Below are 26,637 nucleotides of genomic sequence, written 5' to 3'. Positions count from 1 at the left end.
TCCTAGCCTTACTCTGCACTACCAGCGAAGTCGATGTCTTGACCTTCTTTCAAGATAACATACGCTTTCTTCACGTCTGAACGACGGCCTTGGCGCATACCTTGACGTTTGGTCTTACCCTTAGTGATAAGAGTATTTACAGACTTAACTTCAACCTCAAACAGTTTTTCAACTGCTGCTTTGATCTCTCTCTTTGTCGCAGTAATAGCAACTTTAAACACGATAGTATTCGCGTTTTCTGCAGCCATTGATGCTTTTTCAGAGATGTGCGGAGCACGTAGAACTTTTAAAATACGCTCTTCAGTGATCATGCTAGCATCTCCTCGATTGCTTTAACTGCAGCTGCAGTCATTACAATTTTATCGAAAGCGATCAAGCTAACTGGATCGATTGCCGCTGCATCACGTACGTCTACTTTGTATAGGTTACGTGCTGCAAGGAATAGATTCTCATCTAGTTCGCCAGTTACGATTAGTGCATCAGTTAGCTCTAGCTCTTTAAGCTTAGCTACTAGTGCTTTTGTCTTTGGTGCTTCTAGAGTGAAGTTTTCAACAACGATTAAACGCTCTTGACGAACTAACTCAGAAAGAATGCTCTTCATAGCACCGCGGTACATTTTCTTGTTTACTTTTTGGCTGTGATCCTGAGGACGAGCAGCGAAAGTAACACCACCAGAACGCCATAGCGGACTGCGGATTGTACCTGCACGAGCGCGACCAGTACCCTTCTGGCGCCATGGCTTAGCGCCACCACCAGAAACGTCTGAACGAGTCTTCTGAGCACGTGTACCCTGACGAGCACCTGCTGCAAATGCAACAACTACTTGGTGTACAAGCGCTTCATTGAAATCACGCCCAAAAGTAGTTTCGGAGACAGTTAGCGCGTTAGCGCCTTTGACTACCAATTCCATTACTAACTCCTCGACGTTACGCTTTAACAGCTGGTTTAACGATCACGTTACCGCCTGTAGCACCAGGGACTGCACCTTTAATAAGAAGCAGATTGCGCTCAGCGTCAACACGTACGATCTCTAGGTTTTGAGTCGTTACACGCTCAGCACCCATGTGACCAGCCATTTTCTTGCCTTTAAATACACGACCTGGAGTTTGACATTGGCCAATTGAACCCGGAGCGCGGTGAGACAAGGAGTTACCATGGGTCATATCTTGAGTACGGAAGTTCCAGCGCTTAATAGCACCTTGGAAGCCCTTACCTTTAGATGTACCAGTAACGTCTACTTTTTTAATTTCGTTAAAGATTTCAACACTTAGCTCAGCGCCAACTGCGAATTCTTCATTATTTTCTAGACGGAATTCCCAAAGACCGCGACCAGCTTCTACACCTGCTTTCGCAAAGTGACCAGCTTCTGGCTTAGATACGCGGCTAGCTTTCTTAGTTCCAGCTGTTACTTGAATAGCGTTGTAACCGTCAGTTTCTACAGATTTAACCTGAGTAACGCGGTTGTTTTCAACTTCAACAACAGTAACTGGAATAGAAATGCCATCTTCGGTAAAGATGCGGGTCATGCCCACTTTACGACCGATTAGACCAATCATTCTCTTATCTCCCCTTAACCTAGGCTGATCTGTACGTCAACGCCAGCAGCTAGATCTAGACGCATCAGAGCATCAACAGTTTTGTCTGTAGGCTCAACGATGTCGATAAGGCGCTTGTGTGTACGAATTTCGTACTGGTCACGTGCGTCCTTATTAACGTGTGGAGAAATAAGAACAGTGAAACGTTCTTTGCGAGTTGGTAGAGGGATTGGACCCTTAACCTGTGCGCCAGTACGTTTAGCTGTTTCAACGATTTCCGCAGTAGACTGGTCGATCAAACGGTGATCGAACGCCTTTAGACGGATACGAATACGTTGGTTCTGCATTAGACAGAGCTCCAAATAAAAATTACACAAACAATATCGCCACTCACGTTCGTAAAGACGAAGGAATGTCGATTGATTTATGTGAACGTAGCATCCCTATCGGATGCATTGTCAGCCAATTTAATGACTGCGAACATAAGTCAGAGTATTCATTATGAAACATACTAGGCGTAGCCTGTAGTAAGTTTCTCCTCAATGCTTATTGGTTCACAACAGCGCTTACAAGACTTTGTCTTAGGCAGTGACGAGCATTATACAGATCACATTTTTGAAAGCAAGCTTTGATCGATAAATAAACAATCTTCTAATTATTAACTTATATTTTCAATAAGTTAAGCTCTAAAATAAAGTCATTTACTCTCTTTTACTCAGATAAAAAATGCAAATATAAAAAAAGGAAGCCGAAGCTTCCTTTTTATTTAGTACTTAGTTATGCACTAATTGCTATTAAGCAATGATAGTTGCAACAACACCAGCACCAACTGTACGGCCACCTTCACGGATAGCAAAACGTAGACCTTCATCCATCGCGATAGGTGCGATTAGAGTAACAGTCATAGAGATGTTATCACCAGGCATTACCATTTCAACGCCTTCTGGTAACTCGATAGTACCAGTTACGTCAGTTGTACGGAAGTAGAACTGTGGACGGTAACCTTTGAAGAAAGGAGTGTGACGACCGCCTTCATCTTTAGAAAGAACATAGATTTCTGAAGTGAAAGTAGTGTGTGGAGTGATTGAACCTGGCTTAGCAAGAACTTGACCACGTTCAACGTCATCACGCTTAGTACCACGTAGTAGAACACCAACGTTCTCACCAGCACGGCCTTCGTCAAGAAGCTTACGGAACATCTCAACACCAGTACATGTAGTAGTGATAGTGTCGTGAATACCGATGATAGCTACTTCGTCACCAACTTTAACGATACCTTGCTCAATACGACCAGTTACAACAGTACCACGGCCTTGGATTGAGAAAACATCTTCGATTGGAAGGATGAATGGTAGATCGATAGCACGCTCTGGCTCTGGAATGTAAGAATCTAGAGCTTCAGCTAGTTCAACAATCTTAGCTTCCCACTCAGCTTCGCCGTTTAGCGCGCCTAGTGCAGAACCCATGATTACTGGGCAATCATCACCTGGGAAATCGTACTCAGAAAGAAGTTCACGAACTTCCATCTCTACTAGTTCAAGTAGTTCTTCATCATCAACCATGTCACACTTGTTCATGAATACGATGATGTAAGGAATACCAACTTGACGACCAAGTAGGATGTGCTCACGAGTTTGAGGCATAGGACCGTCAGTTGCAGCAACAACTAGGATACCACCATCCATTTGAGCAGCACCAGTGATCATGTTTTTAACATAATCGGCGTGTCCAGGACAGTCTACGTGTGCGTAGTGACGAGTAGGAGTATCGTATTCTACGTGAGAAGTAGAGATTGTGATACCGCGCTCGCGCTCTTCAGGAGCGTTATCGATAGATGCGAAGTCTTTAGCAACACCACCGTACACTTTTGCAAGTGTAGTACAGATAGCAGCTGTTAGAGTTGTTTTACCGTGGTCAACGTGACCGATTGTACCAACGTTAACATGCGGTTTTAGACGTTCAAATTTTTCTTTAGACACAATTGTGTTCCTTCCTAGTTAAGATACGCCCCCTACTAGGTCGGGGACGGCTCTGAAGTTTGTATTTTATGCGCCAATAGCCATTGACGCAATAATGAAATTAAATACGTTCAGCAATAATTTTATCAGTAACGTTCTTTGGCATTTCAGCGTACTCGCTAAACTCCATAGAATAAGACGCACGGCCTTGTGTTGCTGATCGTAAATCAGTTGCATACCCGAACATTGCTGATAGTGGAACTTGCGCACGAATAATTTTAATACCCGCGTTGCCTTCTTCCATACCTTCGATCATGCCGCGACGACGGTTAAGGTCGCCAACAACATCACCCATCCAATCTTCTGGCGTGGTAATTTCAACTTTCATCATCGGCTCAAGCAATACTGGAGTTGCATCAAGTGCACCTTGTCGTAATGCCATTGAACCTGCGATTTTAAATGCAATTTCGCTTGAATCAGTGTCGTGGTAAGAACCGTCAACTAATGTCGCTTTAACATCAATCATCGGGTAGCCTGCTAGCACGCCACTCTTCATTTGTTCTTCGATACCTGTCGCAACAGCGCTAATGTATTCTTTAGGTACGCTGCCACCAACAATTTCATCTACGAATACGAAACCTTCACCCGGCTCTGATGGTTCAAGCTTCAGCCACACATGACCATATTGGCCACGGCCGCCAGTTTCACCAGCTTGACGAATGAATTTACCTTCAACTTTAGTGTTACCACGAATAGTTTCACGGTAAGCAACCTGGGGTTTACCCACGTTACAGTTGACGTTAAATTCGCGCTTCATACGATCGACGATGATATCAAGGTGAAGTTCACCCATGCCAGAAATTAGAATCTGACCAGATTCAACATCGGTCTCAACGCGGAAAGATGGATCTTCTGCTGCTAGTTTATCTAGCGCAATTGTCATCTTATCTTGATCAGCGACAGAGCGTGGTTCAACCACAATCTGAATAACCGGTTCAGGGAATTCCATACGCTCAAGGATCACTTTATGATTTTGATCGCACAAGGTATCGCCTGTTGTTGCAAATTTAAGACCAATGGCTGCCGCAATATCACCAGCACGCACTTCTTTGATCTCTTCACGTTTATTCGCATGCATCTGAACAATACGACCTAAACGCTCACGTTTTTCTTTTACAGTGTTGAAAACAGTATCACCTGAATTAACAACACCTGAGTATACGCGCATGAAAGTTAACGTACCTACGAACGGGTCGGTTGCGATTTTGAACGCTAGTGCTGAGAATGGTTCGTCATCACTTGAATGACGCTCAACAGGGTTACCGTGTTCGTCTTCACCAGTAATTGCTTTTACTTCTGTTGGTGAAGGTAGGAAATCAACAACGGCATCTAGTACGGCTTGAACACCTTTGTTCTTAAATGCAGAACCACAAGTTGCCAATACGATTTCGTTGTTTAGGGTACGTTGACGCAGACCAGCTTTAATTTCAGCTTCAGTCAGTTCACCTTCTTCAAGGTATTTATCCATTAGTTCATCATTAGCCTCTGCTGCTGATTCAACTAAGTTCATACGCCACTCGTCTGCTAACTCTTGCATGTCAGCAGGAATATCTTCATAGGTAAAACTGGTGCCTTGATCAGCATCAGACCAGTTAATGGCCTTCATTTTGATCAGGTCAATTACACCTTTAAATTCATCTTCAGTACCAATATTTAACTGCAGAGGTACTGGTGTTGCGCCAAGACGGTGTTTAATTTGCTCGATAACGCGGAAGAAATCTGCGCCCGTGCGATCCATCTTGTTAATAAAAACAATACGAGGAACTTCATATCGATCGGCTTGACGCCATACAGTCTCAGACTGAGGCTCTACACCTGAAGCACCACAGAACACAACTACAGCACCATCAAGTACGCGCAGTGAACGTTCTACTTCAATGGTGAAGTCTACGTGTCCTGGAGTATCAATGATGTTGATTCGGTGCTCGTCGAACTGCTTGTCCATACCGCGCCAAAAGGTGGTCGTTGCAGCAGAGGTGATCGTGATACCACGTTCTTGCTCCTGCTCCATCCAATCCATAGTAGCAGCGCCGTCGTGTACTTCACCAATCTTGTGAGATAGACCTGTATAAAACAGGATGCGCTCGGTAGTGGTTGTTTTACCGGCGTCAACGTGAGCACAGATACCGATATTACGGTAGCGCTCGATAGGCGTTTTGCGAGCCACGGTTGTATCCTCTTACTAAGGTGAACCTTAGAATATGGTTTAGGCACAGCAGGATAACCTGCTGTGCCCAAGCGGTATTACCAGCTATATTACCAGCGGTAATGTGCGAACGCTTTGTTCGCATCTGCCATACGGTGAACGTCTTCACGTTTCTTAACAGCAGTACCTTTGTTGTCAGCTGCATCTAGCATTTCGCCTGCAAGACGCTGAGCCATAGATTTTTCACCACGCTTACGCGCAGCTTCAACTAACCAACGCATAGCTAGTGCATTACGACGTACTGGACGTACTTCTACAGGCACCTGGTAAGTTGAACCACCCACACGGCGAGATTTAACTTCTACCGCTGGACGAATGTTTTCAAGAGCTTTTTCAAATACAGCTAGGTGTTCTTCACCAGAACGCTCAGCCATAGTTTCTAGTGCAGAGTAAACAATTTTTTCTGCAGTAGATTTCTTTCCGTCAACCATTAGGATGTTAACGAATTTTGCCAGCAATTCTGATTTGAATTTAGGATCTGGAAGGATCTTACGCTGACCGATTACGCGACGACGTGGCATGGATTATCTCCGTTGTCTTCTTCAGGTTATCCAAAACTTTTCAGTTTCTTCAAAATTAAATAATTTTAGTGTTTGGCCTTACTTAACGGAATCCATTAAGACTTAGGACGCTTCACACCGTACTTAGAACGACCTTGTTTACGGTCATTAACGCCTGCACAGTCAAGTGCACCACGAACAGTGTGGTAACGAACACCCGGTAAGTCTTTAACACGACCACCACGGATAAGAACAACTGAGTGCTCCTGAAGGTTGTGACCTTCACCGCCGATGTATGATGTTACTTCAAAACCGTTTGTTAGACGAACACGACAAACTTTACGTAATGCTGAGTTCGGTTTTTTAGGTGTAGTAGTGTAAACACGAGTACATACACCACGTTTTTGTGGGCACGCTTCTAGTGCTGGCACGTTGCTTTTTACAACTTGCTTAGCACGTGGCTTACGTACCAACTGGTTAATAGTTGCCATTAAATAGCTCCTGATTGTTACTTTCGTAAGGTGAAAAATCTGCCTCCCAACAACAGGAGGACGCGAAATTTTAGGCATCGCACCCAAAGGTGTCAAGATCTAACCAACGATCAATTAAGTGATCATTTCTTAAACAATCACTTTTTTGTCCATTTATCGTTACTAATAATGGCTTATTATGCCCATCTCATGTGCTGGTCATGTTGTTCAGTCAACAAAACAAAACCTTTATAATCAATAACATCTAGATCTTTATCACATTTATCTTGTAAACCGCGCGCAATAATGTCGGCTTCCAGTAAATAAATTTTTACGCCAATATTTTTTATTAAATCAAAGTAAATATTTTCACTCAAGGCGACAATTACAGCATCTTCGAGCAATAAGATCTCATCACCAGGGCAAATAAACTGTAAACATTGTGTCAATGAGTGGCTATGAAATGGTGATTGGGTCACAGTATGTAACATCGATACCTCAAAATGTGAGAATTTGGTGGCAACAATGTAATCTTGTCACCAGCTCAGAATGGGGACAGATAATTACATCAATTAATAAATCATCAACACTTAATCCACGCTCAATTAATGACTGCTGACAAACATAAATATTTTCGATGTCATACAGAGGTAGCATTTTAAATGTCACACTATAATTGCGACTTAAAATGGCATTTGGCTGCTGATGCTTAGCCAGTTGTAATACCCCATCACCAATAAAAAACACATCTAATGCTTCAGTGTAAGCAGAAGCAGCCAATAGTGCATCCAAACCTTCACGCCCACTGCTGGTGCCATGAGGTGATTGACGAAAAACAAACCCAATGTTACTCACTCGATTACCCTCAAAATTGAATCACACGATCAGCACTAAGTAAGATCTCAGCAAGACCACCCAGCCCGGCTTGCTCAAATCCTGATGCTAAATTATGACTTGGTAATTGATTTTGTTGTGCTTCTTGTTCGCCAATAATGCCTCGGCGTAACGCTGCGGCAACGCAGGTATGTAATTCAACGTGATGGGTTTGCGCTAATTGCTGCCATGCGGCAACGAGATCAAACTCATCTGAGGCGGGAGCAGTAAGCGCATTACCATTTAATACACCGTCTTGATAAAAGAAAACGCGGGTTAATGTATGTCCAAGCTCAATAAGTGCACATGAAAATTGATAAGCTGAACGCGCAGCTTGAGTACCATAAGCCGACCCATTAACAACAATGGCGTAAGTTAAACTCACTTATCTCCGTCCTCTGTTTTTCGCTGACGAATGTAAAGATAGACGGTGTGCTTAGATATATTCAATCGATCAGCAACGCGGTTTATCGCATCTTTAATATCAAAAATACCTTTATCAAACAGTTCCATAACTATCTGACGATTCTTGGCATTATTAGATACATTTTTATCGGCATTAATTTCTTCGATGGTGCGCTCAACAGTTTGATCGACCAATTCATCGACGTCACTAGCAAAGTTTACTTTTGATGCGGCTTGCTTAGCTTCATCCGTTGGCATAAACGATTGCAAAATTTGGGTAAATGGCACATCAAGATTGATATTAATACATAACAAACCAATCACTTTATTATCGCCATTACGAATTGCGATAGTGATCGATTTCATTAAATCACCGCCTTTAGCACGAGTGAAATAAGCACGAGAAAAATTATTTTCTGAGTTTTGAATGTCACGCAATGAACGTAACGCAAGATCGGTAATCGGTGATCCCACTTTACGGCCGGTATTTTGCCCATTGGCTATTTTGATAGCCGAAGTATTTAAATCGGCTAATGAGTGCAGAACAATTTCACAAAATGGCCCAATCAATGCAGCTAAGCCATCAACAACAGCTTCATATGTACGCAGAATATTATCATCGTGTTCAGAAAAAATTCGTCTGTCAACGATGTCACTATCAACAATTATCTCTGTTCCAAGATTATCTACTGAAATCACGATACCACCTTCCATTTTGCTGCTTATCTACAATGCGATCTCGCCCAGATCTATTACTACAAGCATTCAATATAATTGATAAAATTTAAAATCTTCTCAGTAAGTTTATCAGATAATTGAACAAAAAAGACCCGACATATGCCGGGTCTGGATCAACAGTTACGCTTTTTTGTCACTAAAAAGTGATGATTTATTGCGTTTTTGTCGCTGTAGTTGTTGTTTTTACTGCTTCAACAGCTGGCTGTTGAGCTTGCTTAGCACCTTTGATGCTGAGTAATTCTACTTGGAAAACTAATGTAGAATTAGCAGGAATACTTGGATTAGCTTGTGCGCCATATGCAAGTTGAGGTGGAATAACAAATTCAAACTTAGAACCAACTGGCATTAATTGTACGCCTTCAGTCCAACCAGGGATCACTTGATTAAGTGGGAAGGTTGCTGGTTGATTACGTTGGTATGAACTATCAAACACAGTACCGTCAGTTAGCATGCCTTTATACTGTACTTCAACAGTATCAGTTGCTGCAGGTTTAGCGCCTGTACCTTCTTTCTCAACTTTGTACATCAAGCCAGATTTCGTTGTTACTACACCGGCTTCTTTAGCAAATTTAGCACGGAACTCTTCGCCTGCTTTTATGTTCTTTTCAGCTTCAGCTTTTGCTTTCTGCTCAACAATTTTTGCAACACGTTGATCAAGAGATTGTAGTGCTTGTTGAGTTTGTTCTTGTGTCATGCGGCTCTTACCTGCAAACACATCTTCAACACCCGCAAGTACATCTTGACGGTTAAGGTTAAGACCAAGTTCTTTTTGCTGATCAAGGTTAGCAGATAGGTATTGTGCTAGTGATGCACCAATAGCGTACGCTGCCTTTTGATCTTCAGTTTTAAATTCAACGTTAGCAACATCAGTTGTTGCAGCAGCTGCTGATGTTGTTTGCTCAACTTTTGCTGGCTCAACAGGCTTGTTGGTGTCTGCTTTATTATCGTCCTGACAACCGACAGCAAGGAAGATTGTTGCTGCTAATACAGACATCTTTAAAATAGGCTTCATGTATTTCTCCATCAGTCATTGAGGTCATGCCTCACTTTTACACTGTGTTTATTAGTATGAGTATGAAAACAAAATTATATCAATATACTACTACCCGTCTGATTAAGTAACTGTAAAAACTTAACACTACAGTTATTTAATTAGATTTGTTTCTCTATCTAGTTACCTTAACTAAGTGGAACCAGAGCTTAATGTATAAGAATTTTTTACCACTTAGTCTACTTTTCTCGACCTTTGCTTTAAGCGGTTGTTTTTTCTTTAATTCAGAAATTCAACGCTACCACCTTGCTCAGCAAGGCACGACGAGCCTAAGCCTAAGTCGTGATGGCCGCTTTGCACTTGTTAGCCCAAACACACAAAGTATCGTGCTATGGGACTTACAGCAAAACAAAACGTTAGCTGATTTTGGTTCTCAAGATCAATATCACAATAGTGTGATAACAAGTTATATATCAGATAACAGCCGCTATGCCATAACTGCTACATCTCAAAATTTTGCAGTATGGGATCTTGGCTGGTCGCAATCCCATGGCTTATGGTCAATTGATGACGCAATTATTCAAGATGTTACGATTGCGAATAACGGTACTGACGTGTTATTAGCATTGAATAACGGTAAGGCACTATTTATTAATCTCACAAGTGGACGGCGACTAGAATTTTTAGCCCATCGAGATAAAGTTAACAGCGTTGCTCTTTCAGCGAATGGCCGTTATGCATTGTCAGGTGGGAATGATCACTATGCCTATCTATGGGATACCCGTAGTGGGCAGATTATTTATTCATTTAAGCATAGCAGCCGAGTCAACCAAGTTGCCCTTCAAAGAGATGGAAAATTCGCTTTTTCTGCCGCAGGCAATAATGACAATATTATTTGGGATTTAACAACGGGTAAAAAAGTTACCCAGTTAGCAATAAAATCACGTCACCACACTCTCGCCAGTGCTCGCTTTTCAGATGACGGGCAATTATTAGTAACAGGAACGCTTTCACGCCAAGTTGAATTATGGCAAACAGATAATGGTGAAAAGATAGGATATTGGCGCGCTGAAATACTGTCAGGGACTCGACCCGCTACAGCAGTGGTGTATGATGTCGCTATTAGCCCTACAGGTAATGTTGTTGCTGGCTCTTCTGCTGGTTACGCTCAAACCTGGTCAACCGACTGAAAGATATCCCATGAATGAGATAGAACAACTACAAAGCCGTCTTGATGAACTTGAGATGAAACTTGCTTTTCAAGAACAAACCATTGATGAATTAAATGATGCGTTAACCAAGCAGCAATTTATGATTGATCGCATGGAAGTACAACTGAAGTTTATGGTCGGAAAAGTTAAAGGGATGCAAACCTCTAACATGGCAGACGAATCAGAAGAAACGCCGCCGCCGCATTATTAAATAGAAATTCGACAAGATAAAAAACAAAAAAGGAAGCCGAGGCTTCCTTTTTTATGATCACAACAAGTGTGATTAGTGAGAACAGCCGCAGCCGCCCTTACCTTCGCCACCGCAACAACCTTCGTCGTTACCGTGATCATGGTCGCCGCCACAGCAATCATCATCACCGTGATCGCCACAACCGCCTTCACCACCACAACAACCGCCACCTTGGTGTAGATGACCGTGTTCGATTTCTTCTTCAGTCGCAGCACGTACAGCAACAACTTCAACCTCAAAACCTAGCGTTTGACCGGCTAGCATGTGGTTACCGTCAACAACAACTTCGTCACCGTCAACTTCAGTTACTTCTACTGGAATTGGACCCTGATCAGTATCAGCAAGGAAACGCATACCAACAGTGATTTCATCAACACCTTGGAATACATTTGCAGGAACACGCTGAACCATTTCGTCCATGTGCTCACCGTAAGCTTCTTCAGGAGCAACAGTGATTTCAAACTTATCACCTGCCACGTGGCCTTCAAGCGCTTTTTCCAGACCAGGAATAAGGTTGTTATGACCGTGTAGGTAATCAAGAGGTACTTCAACTGTTGATTGATCGACAACGATACCGTCTTCAGTTTTCACTTGGTAAGCTAAACTTACTACTGTGTCTTTAGCGACTTTCATGTTTACTCCAAAATTTAAGCTTGGGGTGATAGTTTTTGTTCCCGTATCATACAGGATAATACCATTGAGATGCCATTATCACATTACTCTGGTTTAAAAATCCCTATCACTTGTTGTTTGGTTATAGAAGAAAGCTGTTCACTTTCTTTCACTGCTAATGGCAAACGTGTATCGACATGATGACATTGGACACATTCTATATGTTCAATATCATGCTGTTGCCACCAACGTAAAGTATCTTTCGCCTGGCAATTAGGGCAAATTGCACCAGCAATAAATCGTTTTTTGATCATGTTTAATCACTCCCTGATTAATCCCAGCCTTGATGACGTTGTTGTTCACCACGCATCTCACGATCAAAAATATCTTCTAGCTCTTTACGTGCTTCTTTTTGACGTGAAGCTAAATTGACATCTTCACTATGCTGAGGCAATAAATCACGTAATGCTTGGCTATCTATTTTACGAAAATGCGCTTGAGCACGATTCGCTTTATACGGATGCATACCCAAAGATATGAGGGCTTGGCGACCTAAATCAAGGGCTCCTTCAAATGTTTCACGTGAAAAACATTCAACGCCATAACTCAATAATTGATGTGCTTCAACACGACTTCGCGCCCGCGCCATTAATTTCAATTGTGGAAAATGTTGCTGACAAAGTGTGACGACTTCCATCACCTCAGTAGGATCATCTGTACAAATAATCAAAGCTTCAGCGTTATCTGCACCAGCTGAACGTAATAAATCGAGTTGGGTTGCATCACCGTAATAGACTTTATAACCAAATTTACGTAAAAACTGAATTTGACTTGGATCGCGCTCTAATACGGTAACGCGAATTTTATTAGCAAACAGTAATCGCCCCACTACCTGCCCAAAACGCCCAAACCCGGTAATAATCACTCGCGGTTGACGATCTATAACATTTGATGGTGGTGGTGGCTTATCTTCAGTTTTAAAACTATGCACATACCAGCGTTTTTGTAGTTGCAAGATCAATGGCGTGGTCATCATTGATAAACTCACAACGACCAATAATAACGGGGTTAACTCACCTTGTAATAATCCCCCAGCTTTAGCAGCAGTAAACAACACAAAGGCGAATTCACCACCTTGACTTAAAATAGCCGCCATTTGACTACGGGCTTTTGTTGTGACACCAAATAAACGTGCCAATAGATACAGCACTCCAGCTTTAATTGCCACCAGCACAATTACTGTCACTAAAATTTGCAGGGGATATTGCAATAACAACCCTAAATTAACAGCCATACCCACAGAGATAAAAAATAATCCCAGCAATAATCCTTTAAATGGCTCAATTGCGATTTCAAGCTCATGTCGATATTCACTTTCCGCCAATAAGACGCCAGCCAGAAAAGCACCAAGTGCCATCGACAATCCAATCATCTGCATAATCAAAGCAATACCGACGACTAACAATAAAGCAGCAACGTTAAACAGTTCCCGCACACCACTCATCACCACATAACGAAATAGTGGACGTAATAAAAAATGCCCCGCAACTAAGAAAATAATAATACTGCTTAACATCCATACGCCATCAAGCCAACTGCCACCAGTATTACCTGCCAGCAATGGTAATAATGCTAACATCGGAATAACGGCAATATCTTGAAACAGCAGTACAGCAAATCCAGATTGCCCCGTTTCACTACCACTTAATTGTTGTTCATCTATCACCCGTAATGCTATCGCGGTTGATGACAATGCTAATCCCATACCAATAACAATTGCATCACGCCAACTAATTGCAGGAAAAAACCGACTACAACCTAAAGCAATAACAGCAATGACGACACTAGTGATCACTACTTGGCTACCGCCTAAGCCTAAAATAGGTTTACGCATTTGCCATAATTTTTTAGGGTTAAGTTCTAAGCCAATCAAAAACAGTAGCAACACCACGCCAAATTCAGAGAAGTGCAACATAGCATCCACATCTGATATTAGCCCTAATCCCCAAGGACCAATTCCAATCCCTGCAATTAAATATCCAAGCACTGAGCCTAAACCTAATCGTTGTGCTAATGGCACAGCAATAATGGCAGCACCTAAAAAAATCACCATCACCACTAATAAGTCATTATCCATGCTTAATCTCCTGTGATTCGAGGTAATAATGGGGCATATTGATGAGGGTTTACTAACCATTGATAATAGGTTTGTGCATATTGCTGCATCTCAATCAACGGAATGCGCCGTGCCCAATGTATTACTAGTGGTGACAACCACTGCATACAGCAAAGATCAGCACACAATTCAAATGGTTTTAAAATATCGTCAATACTGCAACGGTTATACCCGTCAGGACGATAAGCTTCTGCCGCTCCTCCTGTCGTGACCACCGTTCGCCAATATTTACCTTTAGTTGCTTGCCCTTCTCCATGTGCAAAGCCTTTTACTAATACGCGATCTAACCATTCTTTTAATAACGCCGGACAAGAGTACATATACAGCGGATGCTGAAAAATAATAACATCATGCGCGATCACTAATGCTCGCTCCGCCACCTCATCGATAAAAAAATCGGGATAAATGGCATATAAATCATGTACGGTGACATGAGCTAAGTTTTTCACTTCATTAAGTAAGGCATTATTAGCCACTGATTCTTCTGGATCAGGATGCGCAAAGATAATTAATATTTTTAAATCGGTCATACTGTCCTTGGCATGTTATTTAATGAATGAAGTAACGCCGTTATAAAACATTGGACGCCAAATTGTTAACTATCATACCTAATTGTTACTCAATATGATCGTTAAGTTGCTGTTTCTATTTTAATCGACCTTACATCCGCACATTGCCAACCCGATGTTAACTCAGCGTCAGGTTAGCCAGTCGTTCCAGTTTGGGTTAGACTCCTGAGCATGATTTCCGTTTAATTTTGTGGAGCGGGCACGTCCCCGGCGCTATCGATGATTATCTTTTCAGATATCCAACTTCTACGTGGTGGTAAAGTTCTGCTTGAAAATGCCACAGCAACGATTAACCCAGGCGACAAAGTTGGCCTTGTGGGTAAAAATGGTTGTGGTAAATCAACCTTATTTGCATTACTTAAAAATGAACTCAGCTTAGATGGCGGTAATTGTCAGTTTCCGAGTAATTGGGAATTAGCGTGGGTTGCTCAGGAAACACCAGCGCTAGAACGAGCAGCGATTGAATATGTTATTGATGGCGATCGTGAATACCGTGAACTTGAGCGTCAATTGGTGGCCGCTGAACTTGCAGACAATGGTAATAAAGTCGCTGAATTGCATGGTAAAATTGATACCATTGGTGGCTATAGCATTAATGCGCGCGCAGCTGAGTTACTCAATGGTTTAGGATTTTCACAGCACCAAATGCAATGGAACTTAACCCAGTTCTCTGGTGGTTGGCGCATGCGTTTAAACCTTGCCCAAGCCCTGCTATGCCGCTCTGATCTATTGTTACTCGATGAGCCAACTAACCACTTAGATCTCGATGCGGTAATGTGGCTTGAAAAATGGCTGCAAAGCTACCGTGGTACGCTGGTATTGATTTCCCATGACCGCGATTTCTTAGATCCTGTTATCAACCGTATTATTCACGTTGAAAATCAAACCATGAACAGTTACACCGGTAACTACTCATCATTTGAAGTCCAACGGGCTGAGAAACTGGTATTGCAACAAGCCATGTTCCAAAAGCAACAGAAGCAAATGACGCACATGCAGTCATATATCGAACGCTTCCGTTACAAAGCCAGTAAAGCACGCCAAGCGCAAAGCCGTATTAAGGCCCTAGAACGGATGGAGAAAGTATTGCCAGCGCAGCTTGATAATCCATTTACATTTGAATTTAGAGAGCCAAGTGCCCTGCCAAACCCGATTCTAATGATGGATCATGTTGCCGCCGGTTATGACGATTTACTGATTCTTGAAAAAATCCGTTTAAACTTAGTACCAGGAAGTCGAATTGGATTATTAGGGCGTAATGGTGCCGGTAAATCAACGTTGATTAAAATGCTCGCTGGCGATTTACCAGCCAAAGCCGGTGATATGGCCTTTTCGCAAGGGGTCAAAATTGGTTACTTTGCGCAGCACCAATTAGAAACCTTGTACCTTGATGATACCCCCGTTCAACACATGGCACGTATTGCGCCAAACTCAACCGAACAACAGCTGCGTGATTATTTAGGTAGTTTTGGTTTTATTGGCGATAAAGCACTAGAGAAAGTCGGCCCATTCTCTGGTGGTGAAAAAGCACGCTTAGTATTAGCGTTAATTGTATGGCAACGTCCAAACCTATTGTTACTCGATGAACCAACCAACCACCTTGATTTAGATATGCGTCAAGCACTGACCTTTGCGTTGCAATCTTATGAAGGCGCAATGGTTATTGTTAGTCACGACCGTTACTTACTCCGTGCAACAACGGATGATTTATACTTAGTTCACGATCGCCAAGTGGTCCCTTTTGATGGTGATTTAAGTGATTATCACAAGTGGCTAAGCGAGCAACAGCGCAATGAACGTCGTGAACAACAAGCTGCAAAACCTGAGACCAATAAAGACAATAGTGCTGCATCACGTAAAGAACAAAAGCGCTTAGATGCAGAGTTCCGTAAGTTAACAGCCCCAATTCGCAAAGAAGTCACCAAGCTTGAAAAGCAGATGGATAAACTCAATGCGATCGTTACAGCTGCAGAAACCGCATTAAGTGATAGCGCCATTTATGAGCCTGAAAATAAAGCCCAAATGAATGAGCAGTTAAAACTTCAAGGCGATGCTAAGTCTGATCTTGAAGACATCGAGGTTGCATGGATGGAACTGCAAGAACAACTAGAAGAAATGGAAAGCCAGCTTAACGCTGAGTGATCATTTAACGCCGTCACAATATTTATTGCGACGGCGTTTTAATTTGAAAACAGGACTACATATGCAGCCATTCACCGCCGCTAGCGGATTAGGGAATCCCCACCTACAAACCTTATTACCACGATTTATTCGCCGCCAACCACTCTTTGCACCTGTAACCCAACGGCTTGAAATACCTGATGGTGATTTTGTTGATCTTGCATGGACAGAGCAGCCAGATATTAATAATCACCATCAGCCGATAATGATTTTATTTCATGGTTTAGAAGGCAGCTTTAACAGCCCTTATGCTAATGGCTTATTAATGGCAGCCAAACAGCAAGGTTGGCTTGGGGTCATGATGCATTTTAGAGGGTGCAGCGGTGAATTAAATCGTCATCCACAAAGCTATCATTCTGGTGATATAAACGATGTGCAGTTCTTTATTCAATGGCTGCGCCAGCAATTTCCACAGCGCCCATTTATGGCTGTCGGTGTATCACTTGGTGGTAATGTGTTGATTAATTACTTAGCTAATTGCCCTAATAATAACGAACTCATCGCAGCCCAAGCTATTTCACCACCGCTAAACCTTGCTTCCTGTTCTGATCGTATTCAGCAAGGGTTCTCGCGAGTTTATCAACGTTATTTACTGACATCACTCAAACGTACTATTGCAAAAAAAATTGAGCGTCACCCACATACTATGCCTGTTAATCAACACCAACTGACAACAATTAGCAGTGTACGGCAATTTGACCAAGCGGTGACGGCACCGTTGCATGGCTTTAAGAGTGCTAATGACTACTATCAACATTGTAGTGGTTTATCGCAACTGACTAAGATCACGCTTCCCCTACGGATTATTCACGCCAAAGATGATCCCTTTATGAATAATGATGTCATTCCTTCACAGCCCTTACCAATCAATATTGATTATCATTTATCAACGACTGGTGGTCATGTTGGTTTTATCAGTGGTAGCTTACTCAAACCGCAGTTTTGGTTAGAGCATACAGTGCCAGAATGGTTTCAACGCCAACTCAGGTTGCATCAATCACAACAACTGAAATAATAGCTAACTTTCTTTCTTGTTAATTTTAAGAATCTCGTCAATTTTAATAATATACTGCGGTTATTATTTCATTAGTCATTTAAGAAGTTGTAATGATTATTCCTTGGCAAGACATCGCACCAGAAACACTAACCAACCTGATTGAACAATTTATTTTACGTGAAGGTACCGACTATGGCGAAGTAGAAATAAGCCTTAGTGATAAGGTCGCTTATGTTCGACGCCAACTACAATCAGGCGATGCAGTTATTGTTTTTTCTGAATTACATGAATCGGTTGATATTAAACTGCGCCATCAAATGTAATCCAACCCATCATAGTATTAACATTTACCGAAACTTGTTCTCACCTACACTTTTATCACTTAATACCGACATTTTAGCAAACCTGTAGTAACATTTATTACTGTCTATTTTTTGTTATTTATCACGTAATAATTACAACAACAGGTGAGTTATGTCGGTAAAACACCCCATCATTGCTGTCACTGGTTCATCTGGCGCAGGAACGACAACGACATCAGAGGCTTTTCGCAAGATGTTTAACATGATGGACATCAACGCAGCATGGTTAGAAGGTGATAGTTTTCATCGCTTCACTCGTCCAGAAATGGATTGTGAAATTCGTAAGGCCAAAGAGCAAGGTCGTCATATCAGCTATTTCGGCGCAGAAGCCAATGATTTTGAGCAATTATCCCACTTTTTCAAACAATACGCTCAAGATGGTAGTGGTAAATTTCGCCGTTATTTACATACTTTTGATGAAGCTGTGCCTTATAATCAAATGCCCGGTACTTTTACACCGTGGCAACAGTTAGCTGAAAATACTGATGTGTTATTTTATGAAGGCTTACATGGCGGTGTGGTTGATGGTGAGATCAATGTAGCGCAACACGTTGATTTACTAATAGGGATGGTACCTATTGTTAACCTCGAGTGGATTCAAAAGATCATTCGAGACACTCGTGATCGCGGCCATTCAAGAGAAGCGGTAATGGAATCGATAGTACGTTCAATGGATGACTATCTTAATTACATCACACCACAATTTTCTCGCACCCACATTAACTTTCAACGCGTCCCAACCGTTGATACTTCCAATCCCGTCAGCGCGAAGGGTATTCCCAGTCTAGATGAAAGCTTTGTGGTGATCCGCTTTCGTGGTTTAAAGAATGTCGACTTTCCCTATTTACTCGCCATGATTCAAGGTTCATTTATGTCACGCCACAATACCCTCGTTGTGCCTGGCGGAAAAATGAGTTTTGCGATGGAACTCATTATGCGACCGTTACTTGAACAATTAATTGCAAACGGCAAAATAGCTTAAGTGGTACGTCAAATATAAGACCTAAAGATTAACAATCAGACGTAACCGTTAGTGACATTAATGAACGGTTACTGATCTCAGCAACCGCCATTCTTATATGAACATTACGCCACAACAATCTCATAGCTATGGCTCATATCAACCCCCTGACCGAGCATTAAACACACTGAGCAGTATTTTTCGAGAGAATCAGCCACCACCTTACTCACTAATTCATCACTTAGGTCATGGCCCGTAACAACAAAGTGTAAATTTGCATGTGTAAAAATTCGTGGGGCTTGCTCACGACGTTCAGCAGTAACACTCACCTCACAAGCAGTGATCTGTTGATGTAAATCTTGTAATCCACTAACGACATCTACGGAGCTACACCCTCCAGCGGCCATTAATACTAATTCCATTGGGCTCGGGGCTTTTTCGCCACCATTACCATCTAAAACAACGCTATGACCCGATGCTGATTGACCCACAAAAGTCATATTTTCTAACCACTTTACACGTGACTGCATTTTTATATCCTTTAGCTATATTCTTCAAAAATTTATCTTATTTTTGTTGATAATTCCATCAGTGCAATCGTGTTTATTGTGCTTAATGCTAATTACGTTGCATATTTATATTTGTAAAATTAGAGAATAAAACCACTTTAAAACGATACTGCAGGCAACTAACTCACAACGATGTGATCATGTGCACACTTATCTCTCATAAATGAGCCTATCTGCTCGATCAATATCAAGAAAAAGCGTGAGAAAAAGGATACACTCTAAGCCAGTTCAAGTTAACTCACAGCTTAGCCGCTGAGTGAATAACCCTGCCAACACTTCGTTTTGTTTAGTTATCTCTACAGAACATATTGTTGGGCAACATATGCAGAGGAAGTTAGTAATATGGTTCCAGGTAAACCGCAAACAGATCCAACTTTAGAGTGGTTTCTTTCCCATTGTCACATTCACAAATATCCATCAAAGAGCACGTTAATTCACGCAGGTGAAAAAGCTGAGACTTTGTACTATATCGTGAAGGGTTCTGTTGCTGTATTAATCAAGGATGAAGAAGGTAAGGAGATGATCCTTTCTTACCTAAACCAGGGTGACTTTATTGGTGAACTCGGCTTGTTCGAAGAAGACCAAGAACGTACAGCTTGGGTTCGTGCAAAAAGCCCTTGTGAAGTTGCAGAAATTTCATTTAAGAAATTCCGTCAGTTAATTCAAGTGAATCCAGATATTCTAATGCGTTTATCTGCTCAAATGGCATGCCGCTTACAAGTGACAAGTCAAAAGGTAGGTGATCTTGCATTCCTTGATGTAACAGGCCGTATTGCACAAACGTTATTGAATCTGGCAAAACAACCCGATGCAATGACACATCCTGATGGCATGCAAATTAAGATCACTCGTCAAGAAATTGGCCAGATCGTAGGTTGTTCTCGCGAAACTGTGGGTCGAATCTTAAAAATGCTGGAAGAGCAAAATCTTATTTCTGCTCATGGCAAAACGATTGTAGTTTACGGTACACGCTAATTTTTAGCGGTACGTTAATTACCAATGAAACCGCAGCTTATATCTGCGGTTTTTTTTATGCTAAATTTCCCCTTTAATATCCTCATAATATAATCATTAATAGCGGTAGTCTCACTGTTAAATTTTAATTTGTAATAACATCCATTCATGCTACATTTCACTTACAAATGGACTTTTAAATCAATGATGATCAATATGGATATTGAACGCTTTTCTGCTAATAGTTACACCACCGTACCTGGCGTACTGACCGGCCAACCAACAACCATTGAAATGACCGGATTTAGTGATAGCCGTTGTTACCTTGAACAACAAACCGGATTACGTCGTTGCCCTGCAGATGAATCAGGTGTTTGGGGTTCACCGCTCGATAATTAATTTAAATTCTAAACAGCACTCATATAATGCAGTGCTGTTTTCTATTCTTCGAGACTTGATCCTATGAAGTTAAGGTTCATCTTTTAACTGTCCGTACTTTCAAATATCTTATTTGCTGAAGCTGTAACAAAGCCTAAATATAACTCACCATTAGGTTGCGGATAACGTTTAGCAAATTCATAAAAACCACCCGGAATCTTATGAATACCATCTCGAAAACTGACACCAACGACATCTGCCATCGTAGCTGATTGCTCTAACATTACTTCTGCATTACCTTTTATCTCGCCGCCTGATTGATTAATCACAAACTGGTTATGACGTAATAAATGATTAACCTCTTCAAGATTAGAGAACTGTTCTAATTGATTAATACTCACCGTGAAATGATTGGCCCCAAAACCATGGGCTGCCACCCATGCCGCATATTCACTTTCAGCAGCTAAAAATTGATAAGTTGCAAAGTCAATTTGCCATGGACGCCCACCATAAACAAAATCAGGCTGGCAAAAATAATCATCATCCACCTGATCTAGCAATCCTCGTATCGCACGCTGTAATTCAGCCGAACACCCTGCTAATTGTAATTCACTAATAAACACTTTTGGCAGTAAAGGATTAGCATGAATAAATGACTCGGCATACAGCTTCTTAGCACTGAAATGATATTTTGCTTGCGGTTGATAGCCCAAAGCAATAAATGGTGCGGCAAGCACTGCTAACCCACACTTAGGCAACCCAAAACTACGCAACGCAATATGGTCATTGAGCAACGCGGTATCTTCAGTTAACAACTGCTGTATTTGAACTGCAGAAGGGCATAAACGTCGACTATAATCATGCCATAAGCCATCAAAAATTTGTGTAATAGATTCCATAATCAACCTGCTTATTAAAAGCATTATCAGTCATTAAACCTTAGCTCAAGCTCACTCCTGGCGCTAATTGAGCCGGCAACTGTAATTGCTCCCCCTCAATCGATGCCATCGGATAAGCACAATAGTCTGCAGCATAATAAGCACTTGGACGAAGATTACCTGATGCACCAGGACCACCAAAAGGGGCATCGCCACTCGCGCCTGTTAATGGTCGGTTGCGATTTACAATTCCAGCACGAATATGCTCAACAAAATAGTGCCATTGTGGTGTATCAGTTGATATTAACCCTGCAGCCAAGCCATAACGGGTTTGATTTGCACTGACCACCGCTTGAGTAAAATCAGCATAACGACTGACCTGCAATAATGGTCCAAAATATTCTTCATCTGCAAGTTCACTGATCGCACTCACATTAATAATCGCAGGCGTAACAATGGCACCTTGCCCACGGGTCGCCGTTAATAAAGCCACACCACCAGCCAGCAATAATTGTTGTTGATGTTCAATCATTTTATCCGCTGCCACAGAAGAAATTAAAGGTCCCATAAAGGGGGCTGGCGTTGCAGAAGGATCACCAACCAGTAATTGTGAGGTAACAGCAACTAAGCGAGCTAACAGAGCGTCCCCTGCTTGTCCATTTGCAATATATAATCGGCGGGCACATGTACATCGTTGTCCCGCACTTAAGAAAGCCGATTGAATAATGGTATATACCGCGGCCTCAATATCACCATAATTTTCACCAATAACTAATGGGTTATTGCCTCCCATTTCTAATGCCAACATTTTTTGAGGCTGCCCTGCAAACTGCTGATGTAATAGATGTCCGGTTTGTGCACTACCAGTAAACAATACTCCATCAACACCTGCAGCCATCGCTAACGCCGCACCCGTTTCTTTTCCTCCTTGAACAAGATTTATAACGCCATCAGCAATACCCGCTTGTTGCCACAGCTCACACATTAATTGTGCTGTGTTAGGCGTTAATTCAGAAGGTTTGAAAACCACGGTATTACCGGCTAGTAAGGCTGGAATAATATGTCCATTAGGTAAATGGGCAGGAAAATTATACGGTCCAAACACCGCCATAACCCCTAGCGGACGATGACGAACAACCATAGTCGTTGCACCTTGCTGGCGCTGGCGAGTCCCCGTACGCTCATGATATGCGGTAATTGATAAGGCAACTTTACCCATCATTGCTGCGACTTCAGTGGTGCTTTCCCATAAGGGTTTTCCGGTTTCTGCGGTAATAATTTGAGCAAGCTGAGATTGGTGTTGATGCACTAATTGAGCAAACCGTTCTATCACTACGAGACGTTCACTAAAGGTTGTATTACGCCACATTAAAAACGCATCCTCTGCAGCAGCAACCACAGCATTAACTTGCCAATTCGTCGCGGCATTACCTTGCCAAACCACAGTACCATCATAAGGATTAAGTGATTGAAACTGCTCACCATCGCCAACTAGCCATTGATTATTAATCCATAAGCTCATTTGATTCTCCTGTTATGATTGCGCCACTAACCGCACTTCATCACCAACATCAACATTCAGTGCAGCAGCAACATCGGTGGTCATTAACACTTGCCCTTGAGCATTTACCGCTAACGGTGCAGCAACTGCGCGAAATCCTGCTAACTGGCAATTAGAGACTAAATAACATTGCTTGTTGGTATGTTCACCAATCTCAACACGATACCGCTGCGAATGACGTACAGTTTCAATATTACGAACATCACACTCCACGCTTGGACCTGCATCAAAAATATCAACATAACCGCGACAACAAAATCCTTCTTGTTCTAATAGCTGTAATGCTGGGCGAGTATTTGTATGCACTTGTCCAATCACGGCCTGTGCTTCTTTACTGAGTAAGTTGACATAAATCGGTAATTTCGGCATTAAATCAGCAATAAAACCTTTATGACCAATCCCCGTTAAATAATCTGCATAAGTAAAATCAATTGAAAAAAAGTGCTCTTTAAGCCATTGCCAAAAAGGAGAATTCCCCTGCTCATCAGAGACACCTCGCATCTCAGCAAAAGCAACGTCTGCAAATCGCTGCCGATGATCCGCCATCAATAAAAAACGCGACTTCGACAGTAACCGTCCATTGACACCTTGGCGCCACTCAGGCAATAGAAATAAACTACATAGCTCAGTATCACCGGTATATTGATTGCCCAACGTCAATACTTTCACTATGTTATGTACCCCTAACTGCCGTGAAGCATGAGTTACGGTACTTAAATGGTAATTATAAAAAGGCACATCAAGCCCAACAGTGGCTTCAATAGCTGTAGTACCGACAACTTGGCCGCTGTCACTATCAACAGCCACCAGCAAATAACTTTCTTGCCCAGCCGAGGTTACATGAGTATTAAAACTCACTTGAGAATGTTGAATTCGAGTACGAAGTAAATCTTCATTGATAGGAAGTGAGGTAAAACCATGACCTGATGCTTCAGCACACTGCATCAGTGCTGGATAATCAGCATTAGTGATAGGACGAATAATGAGCATGACATTTCCTCCTGATATAGGCAATGGCGACCACCATTGCCTTGGCATAAATCAGCGGTTACTTTTGAGCATCAATAGCAACCGATAATCATTAAAGCTCTGCGTGATATAAGGTTGCTATTGCGGCCTCTAGACGTTGCATTCCTTCGTCAATATCAACTTTATCAATCACTAATGAAGGAGCAAAACGCACCACATCAACACCAGCGACTAACACCATTACTCCTTGTTTACCTGCTGCAACCAAAATATCTCGAGCCCGCCCCTGCCATTTAGGAACAAGTACCGCGCCAAGTAATAATCCTTTACCTCGAATATCACTAAAAATAGGATAGCGATGGTTAATTTGCGTTAATCCCTCTCTAAACCATTGTTCACGCTGTTTAACACCCGCTAATACTGCTGGCTGACTAATGGTATCAATCACCGCCTCAGCAACAGCACACGCAAGGGGATTACCGCCATAAGTTGAACCATGCGTACCAACTTTAAGGTGAGCAGCAAGCGCTGTGGTTGTAAGCATGGCAGCAACAGGGAAACCGCCACCTAATGATTTTGCAGTGGTTAGAATATCAGGTATAACCCCAAGGCCTTGGTAAGCAAACAAGTCTCCTGTACGTCCATTACCCGTTTGAACTTCATCAAAAATCAATAATGCTTGATGCTTATCGCACAGTTCACGCACTCCTTGCACAAACTCAATCGTTGGACTAATTACCCCACCCTCACCTTGTAAAGGTTCCATCATCACGGCACAGGTTTTATCTGATATTAATTCAGCGATCGCCGCTAAATCATTATAAGGAAGATGGGTAACAGCTTGCGGTTTAGGACCGAAACCATCGGAATAACTGCTTTGGCCACCGACAGTAACGGTAAAAAAGGTTCGCCCATGAAAACCATGATGAAAGGCAATAATTTGGTCTTTATCAGCGCTGAAATTATCAACCGCATAACGACGCGCTAATTTTAATGCCGCTTCATTTGCTTCTGCACCCGAGTTGGCGAAGAAGACTTTATCAGCAAAGGTGAGTTGGGTTAGTTTCTCAGCCAAACGCAATGCAGGCTCATTAGTCATCACATTACTTAAATGCCATAGCTTTTGCGCTTGTGCTGTTAATGCTGTCACCATTATTGGATGGCAATGGCCTAAACAACTAACGGCAATTCCACCAGCAAAATCAATATATTCACGTTGCTGTTGATCCCACAACCGTGAGCCTTGCCCTCGAACAGGAATAATCTCCATTGGCGCATAGCAAGGTACCATAACTTCATCAAACAATGATCGTTGTCGTTTTTCTTCAGTTGCCATCACACTATCCTTCTGTGTTTGATGCCTTATTATTAGTATTTACATTTTATTAACCTTTGCCAACAATAACAGCTATTTTTATTAAAACTAAGGTGTTAACTAATAAATACACCTGTAATAGTTATGCATTATTAACGAAAGATTATTGACGACTATCTATTATCTGTACGCTTTTCGGTATGGATAAAGGCCACTAAGTGCATAAGGTTGCACTATAGCGAAAAAATCGAATCTAATAGTGAAGACGTGATGTGATAAAAACGGAAGAAACGTACTTATTCACACAGTAATTAAGTACGCTAGCAAAGCAATAACAGCGGTATTAACGGCGAAGAAAATTAGCCAGCAATTGATGACCTTGTTCAGTCAAAATGCTTTCTGGATGAAATTGTACCCCTTCAAGTGCCAAAGTTTTATGTCGAACACCCATAATCTCATCAAACTCACCGTTTAATTCTGTCCAAGCGGTGATCTCAAAACAATCAGGTAATGTTGCTGCTTTAACGACCAAGGAATGATAACGCGTAACTGTTAATGGGTTATTGAGCCCTTTAAACACGCCACAATCAGTATGGTAAATCGGAGACGTTTTACCATGCATGACTTGTCGTGCCCGTACCACATCACCACCAAATACTTGCGCTAGCGATTGGTGACCAAGGCAGACGCCAAGAATAGGGAGTTTACCGGCAAAATATTCAATGGCTTGTAAAGATATACCCGCCTCATTAGGCGTACACGGTCCAGGAGAGATAACCAAATGTGTTGGTGCTAAAGCCTCAATGGTCGCAATATCAATCTCATCATTACGCACGACAACGACTTCAGCGCCTAATTCACAAAAATATTGATAAAGGTTATAAGTAAACGAATCGTAGTTATCAATAATTAATAGCATATTACAACTAAGCTCTTATTTTAGCTGTCTGTGACAGCC

Annotated in this window: 31 protein-coding genes; 8 read left to right on the top strand and 23 right to left on the bottom strand. The window is 42.0% G+C overall.

The window, feature by feature from the left end; all coding sequences use genetic code 11:
- Positions 1 to 8 precede the first annotated feature (8 nt).
- The 13 genes from rplW to fkpA form a co-directional block, all read right to left on the bottom strand.
- Complete coding sequence (gene rplW, locus OC457_RS01215; protein ID WP_036789589.1) at positions 9 to 311, bottom strand: 50S ribosomal protein L23; 303 nt, start codon at positions 309 to 311, stop codon at positions 9 to 11.
- On the bottom strand, positions 308 to 910 hold the full coding sequence (gene rplD / locus OC457_RS01210; protein WP_036789587.1) for a 50S ribosomal protein L4: 603 nt from the start codon (positions 908 to 910) through the stop codon (positions 308 to 310). The genes rplW and rplD overlap by 4 nt, the downstream gene beginning before the upstream one ends.
- Before the next feature lie 16 nt (positions 911 to 926).
- A complete protein-coding gene (gene rplC / locus OC457_RS01205; RefSeq protein WP_036789584.1) occupies positions 927 to 1,556 on the bottom strand; it encodes a 50S ribosomal protein L3 in 630 nt (209 codons plus the stop codon).
- Positions 1,557 to 1,570: 14 nt separating this feature from the next.
- Complete coding sequence (gene rpsJ, locus OC457_RS01200; RefSeq protein WP_002541412.1) at positions 1,571 to 1,882, bottom strand: 30S ribosomal protein S10; 312 nt, start codon at positions 1,880 to 1,882, stop codon at positions 1,571 to 1,573.
- 447 nt (positions 1,883 to 2,329) lie between these two features.
- A complete protein-coding gene (gene tuf, locus OC457_RS01195; RefSeq protein WP_107276051.1) occupies positions 2,330 to 3,514 on the bottom strand; it encodes an elongation factor Tu in 1,185 nt (394 codons plus the stop codon).
- Positions 3,515 to 3,614: 100 nt separating this feature from the next.
- Positions 3,615 to 5,720 carry an elongation factor G gene (fusA, locus tag OC457_RS01190; protein WP_080174397.1) on the bottom strand — a complete coding sequence of 702 codons (2,106 nt, stop codon included), beginning with the start codon at positions 5,718 to 5,720 and terminating at the stop codon, positions 3,615 to 3,617.
- 89 nt (positions 5,721 to 5,809) lie between these two features.
- Entirely contained in the window at positions 5,810 to 6,280 is a 471-nt protein-coding gene (gene rpsG, locus OC457_RS01185) for a 30S ribosomal protein S7 (RefSeq protein ID WP_080174396.1), read from the bottom strand.
- Between the two features lie 95 nt (positions 6,281 to 6,375).
- A complete protein-coding gene (gene rpsL / locus OC457_RS01180) occupies positions 6,376 to 6,750 on the bottom strand; it encodes a 30S ribosomal protein S12 (protein WP_004399892.1) in 375 nt (124 codons plus the stop codon).
- Positions 6,751 to 6,926: 176 nt separating this feature from the next.
- On the bottom strand, positions 6,927 to 7,220 hold the full coding sequence (gene tusB, locus OC457_RS01175) for a sulfurtransferase complex subunit TusB (RefSeq protein ID WP_080174395.1): 294 nt from the start codon (positions 7,218 to 7,220) through the stop codon (positions 6,927 to 6,929).
- Between the two features lie 7 nt (positions 7,221 to 7,227).
- Positions 7,228 to 7,584 carry a sulfurtransferase complex subunit TusC gene (gene tusC, locus OC457_RS01170; protein WP_080174394.1) on the bottom strand — a complete coding sequence of 119 codons (357 nt, stop codon included), beginning with the start codon at positions 7,582 to 7,584 and terminating at the stop codon, positions 7,228 to 7,230.
- A 10-nt stretch (positions 7,585 to 7,594) separates the two neighbouring features.
- Positions 7,595 to 7,987: a sulfurtransferase complex subunit TusD gene (tusD, locus tag OC457_RS01165; RefSeq protein WP_080174393.1), complete on the bottom strand. Its 393-nt coding sequence runs from the start codon at positions 7,985 to 7,987 to the stop codon at positions 7,595 to 7,597.
- Positions 7,984 to 8,706, bottom strand: a complete 723-nt coding sequence (locus OC457_RS01160) for a helix-turn-helix transcriptional regulator (protein ID WP_080174409.1) — start codon at positions 8,704 to 8,706, stop codon at positions 7,984 to 7,986. The genes tusD and OC457_RS01160 overlap by 4 nt, the downstream gene beginning before the upstream one ends.
- Before the next feature lie 190 nt (positions 8,707 to 8,896).
- The gene (gene fkpA / locus OC457_RS01155; RefSeq protein ID WP_080174392.1) at positions 8,897 to 9,757 is read right to left on the bottom strand and encodes an FKBP-type peptidyl-prolyl cis-trans isomerase; all 861 of its coding nucleotides are present in this window, start codon (positions 9,755 to 9,757) and stop codon (positions 8,897 to 8,899) included.
- A gap of 191 nt (positions 9,758 to 9,948) precedes the next feature.
- Between fkpA and OC457_RS01150 the strand changes: the two genes are divergently transcribed.
- Both OC457_RS01150 and OC457_RS01145 read left to right on the top strand, forming a co-directional pair.
- A complete protein-coding gene (locus OC457_RS01150) occupies positions 9,949 to 10,926 on the top strand; it encodes a WD40 repeat domain-containing protein (protein ID WP_080174391.1) in 978 nt (325 codons plus the stop codon).
- 10 nt (positions 10,927 to 10,936) lie between these two features.
- The gene (locus OC457_RS01145) at positions 10,937 to 11,158 is read left to right on the top strand and encodes a SlyX family protein (RefSeq protein ID WP_080174390.1); all 222 of its coding nucleotides are present in this window, start codon (positions 10,937 to 10,939) and stop codon (positions 11,156 to 11,158) included.
- 72 nt (positions 11,159 to 11,230) lie between these two features.
- On the opposite strand, the gene slyD is transcribed toward OC457_RS01145, so the two are convergent.
- The 4 genes from slyD to kefG all read right to left on the bottom strand — a co-directional run bounded on the left by slyD (position 11,231) and on the right by kefG (position 14,515).
- On the bottom strand, positions 11,231 to 11,830 hold the full coding sequence (gene slyD / locus OC457_RS01140; protein WP_080174389.1) for a peptidylprolyl isomerase: 600 nt from the start codon (positions 11,828 to 11,830) through the stop codon (positions 11,231 to 11,233).
- An 83-nt stretch (positions 11,831 to 11,913) separates the two neighbouring features.
- The gene (locus OC457_RS01135; RefSeq protein WP_080174388.1) at positions 11,914 to 12,123 is read right to left on the bottom strand and encodes a YheV family putative zinc ribbon protein; all 210 of its coding nucleotides are present in this window, start codon (positions 12,121 to 12,123) and stop codon (positions 11,914 to 11,916) included.
- A 17-nt stretch (positions 12,124 to 12,140) separates the two neighbouring features.
- Positions 12,141 to 13,946 (bottom strand): glutathione-regulated potassium-efflux system protein KefB, encoded by a 1,806-nt coding sequence (gene kefB / locus OC457_RS01130; protein ID WP_080174387.1) that lies wholly within the window; start codon positions 13,944 to 13,946, stop codon positions 12,141 to 12,143.
- A 2-nt stretch (positions 13,947 to 13,948) separates the two neighbouring features.
- Entirely contained in the window at positions 13,949 to 14,515 is a 567-nt protein-coding gene (kefG, locus tag OC457_RS01125) for a glutathione-regulated potassium-efflux system ancillary protein KefG (protein WP_080174386.1), read from the bottom strand.
- A gap of 258 nt (positions 14,516 to 14,773) precedes the next feature.
- On the opposite strand from kefG, the gene OC457_RS01120 reads away from it, so the two are divergent.
- The 4 genes from OC457_RS01120 (at position 14,774) to OC457_RS01105 (ending at position 19,076) form a co-directional block, all read left to right on the top strand.
- On the top strand, positions 14,774 to 16,696 hold the full coding sequence (locus tag OC457_RS01120; protein WP_080174385.1) for an ABC transporter ATP-binding protein: 1,923 nt from the start codon (positions 14,774 to 14,776) through the stop codon (positions 16,694 to 16,696).
- Positions 16,697 to 16,757: 61 nt separating this feature from the next.
- Positions 16,758 to 17,750, top strand: coding sequence for a hydrolase (locus OC457_RS01115; protein ID WP_080174384.1), 993 nt, complete (start codon positions 16,758 to 16,760; stop codon positions 17,748 to 17,750).
- Between the two features lie 92 nt (positions 17,751 to 17,842).
- Complete coding sequence (locus tag OC457_RS01110) at positions 17,843 to 18,055, top strand: YheU family protein (protein ID WP_080174383.1); 213 nt, start codon at positions 17,843 to 17,845, stop codon at positions 18,053 to 18,055.
- Positions 18,056 to 18,206: 151 nt separating this feature from the next.
- Positions 18,207 to 19,076 (top strand): phosphoribulokinase, encoded by an 870-nt coding sequence (locus OC457_RS01105; protein ID WP_080174382.1) that lies wholly within the window; start codon positions 18,207 to 18,209, stop codon positions 19,074 to 19,076.
- Between the two features lie 104 nt (positions 19,077 to 19,180).
- On the opposite strand, the gene OC457_RS01100 is transcribed toward OC457_RS01105, so the two are convergent.
- A complete protein-coding gene (locus OC457_RS01100) occupies positions 19,181 to 19,585 on the bottom strand; it encodes an OsmC family protein (RefSeq protein WP_080174381.1) in 405 nt (134 codons plus the stop codon).
- A gap of 381 nt (positions 19,586 to 19,966) precedes the next feature.
- Here OC457_RS01100 and crp point away from each other — a divergent pair, with 381 nt between their 5' ends.
- Both crp and OC457_RS01090 read left to right on the top strand, forming a co-directional pair.
- Complete coding sequence (gene crp, locus OC457_RS01095) at positions 19,967 to 20,599, top strand: cAMP-activated global transcriptional regulator CRP (RefSeq protein WP_036789513.1); 633 nt, start codon at positions 19,967 to 19,969, stop codon at positions 20,597 to 20,599.
- A 183-nt stretch (positions 20,600 to 20,782) separates the two neighbouring features.
- Entirely contained in the window at positions 20,783 to 20,977 is a 195-nt protein-coding gene (locus tag OC457_RS01090; RefSeq protein ID WP_235866924.1) for a hypothetical protein, read from the top strand.
- Positions 20,978 to 21,060: 83 nt separating this feature from the next.
- Here the strand turns inward: OC457_RS01090 and OC457_RS01085 are convergent, their stop codons facing one another.
- The 5 genes from OC457_RS01085 to OC457_RS01065 all read right to left on the bottom strand — a co-directional run bounded on the left by OC457_RS01085 (position 21,061) and on the right by OC457_RS01065 (position 26,598).
- Complete coding sequence (locus OC457_RS01085; protein ID WP_080174380.1) at positions 21,061 to 21,855, bottom strand: DUF1338 domain-containing protein; 795 nt, start codon at positions 21,853 to 21,855, stop codon at positions 21,061 to 21,063.
- A gap of 40 nt (positions 21,856 to 21,895) precedes the next feature.
- Positions 21,896 to 23,356: a succinylglutamate-semialdehyde dehydrogenase gene (gene astD, locus OC457_RS01080; protein ID WP_080174379.1), complete on the bottom strand. Its 1,461-nt coding sequence runs from the start codon at positions 23,354 to 23,356 to the stop codon at positions 21,896 to 21,898.
- A gap of 12 nt (positions 23,357 to 23,368) precedes the next feature.
- Positions 23,369 to 24,385 carry an arginine N-succinyltransferase gene (astA, locus tag OC457_RS01075; RefSeq protein ID WP_080174378.1) on the bottom strand — a complete coding sequence of 339 codons (1,017 nt, stop codon included), beginning with the start codon at positions 24,383 to 24,385 and terminating at the stop codon, positions 23,369 to 23,371.
- Positions 24,386 to 24,476: 91 nt separating this feature from the next.
- The gene (locus OC457_RS01070; protein ID WP_080174377.1) at positions 24,477 to 25,700 is read right to left on the bottom strand and encodes an aspartate aminotransferase family protein; all 1,224 of its coding nucleotides are present in this window, start codon (positions 25,698 to 25,700) and stop codon (positions 24,477 to 24,479) included.
- A 322-nt stretch (positions 25,701 to 26,022) separates the two neighbouring features.
- Positions 26,023 to 26,598, bottom strand: a complete 576-nt coding sequence (locus tag OC457_RS01065; protein ID WP_080174376.1) for an aminodeoxychorismate/anthranilate synthase component II — start codon at positions 26,596 to 26,598, stop codon at positions 26,023 to 26,025.
- Positions 26,599 to 26,637 lie beyond the last annotated feature (39 nt).

The sequence above is a fragment of the Photobacterium toruni genome (assembly GCF_024529955.1).
GTDB classification, from domain to species: domain Bacteria; phylum Pseudomonadota; class Gammaproteobacteria; order Enterobacterales; family Vibrionaceae; genus Photobacterium; species Photobacterium toruni.
This window is presented reverse-complemented; position numbering and strand designations above follow the sequence as displayed.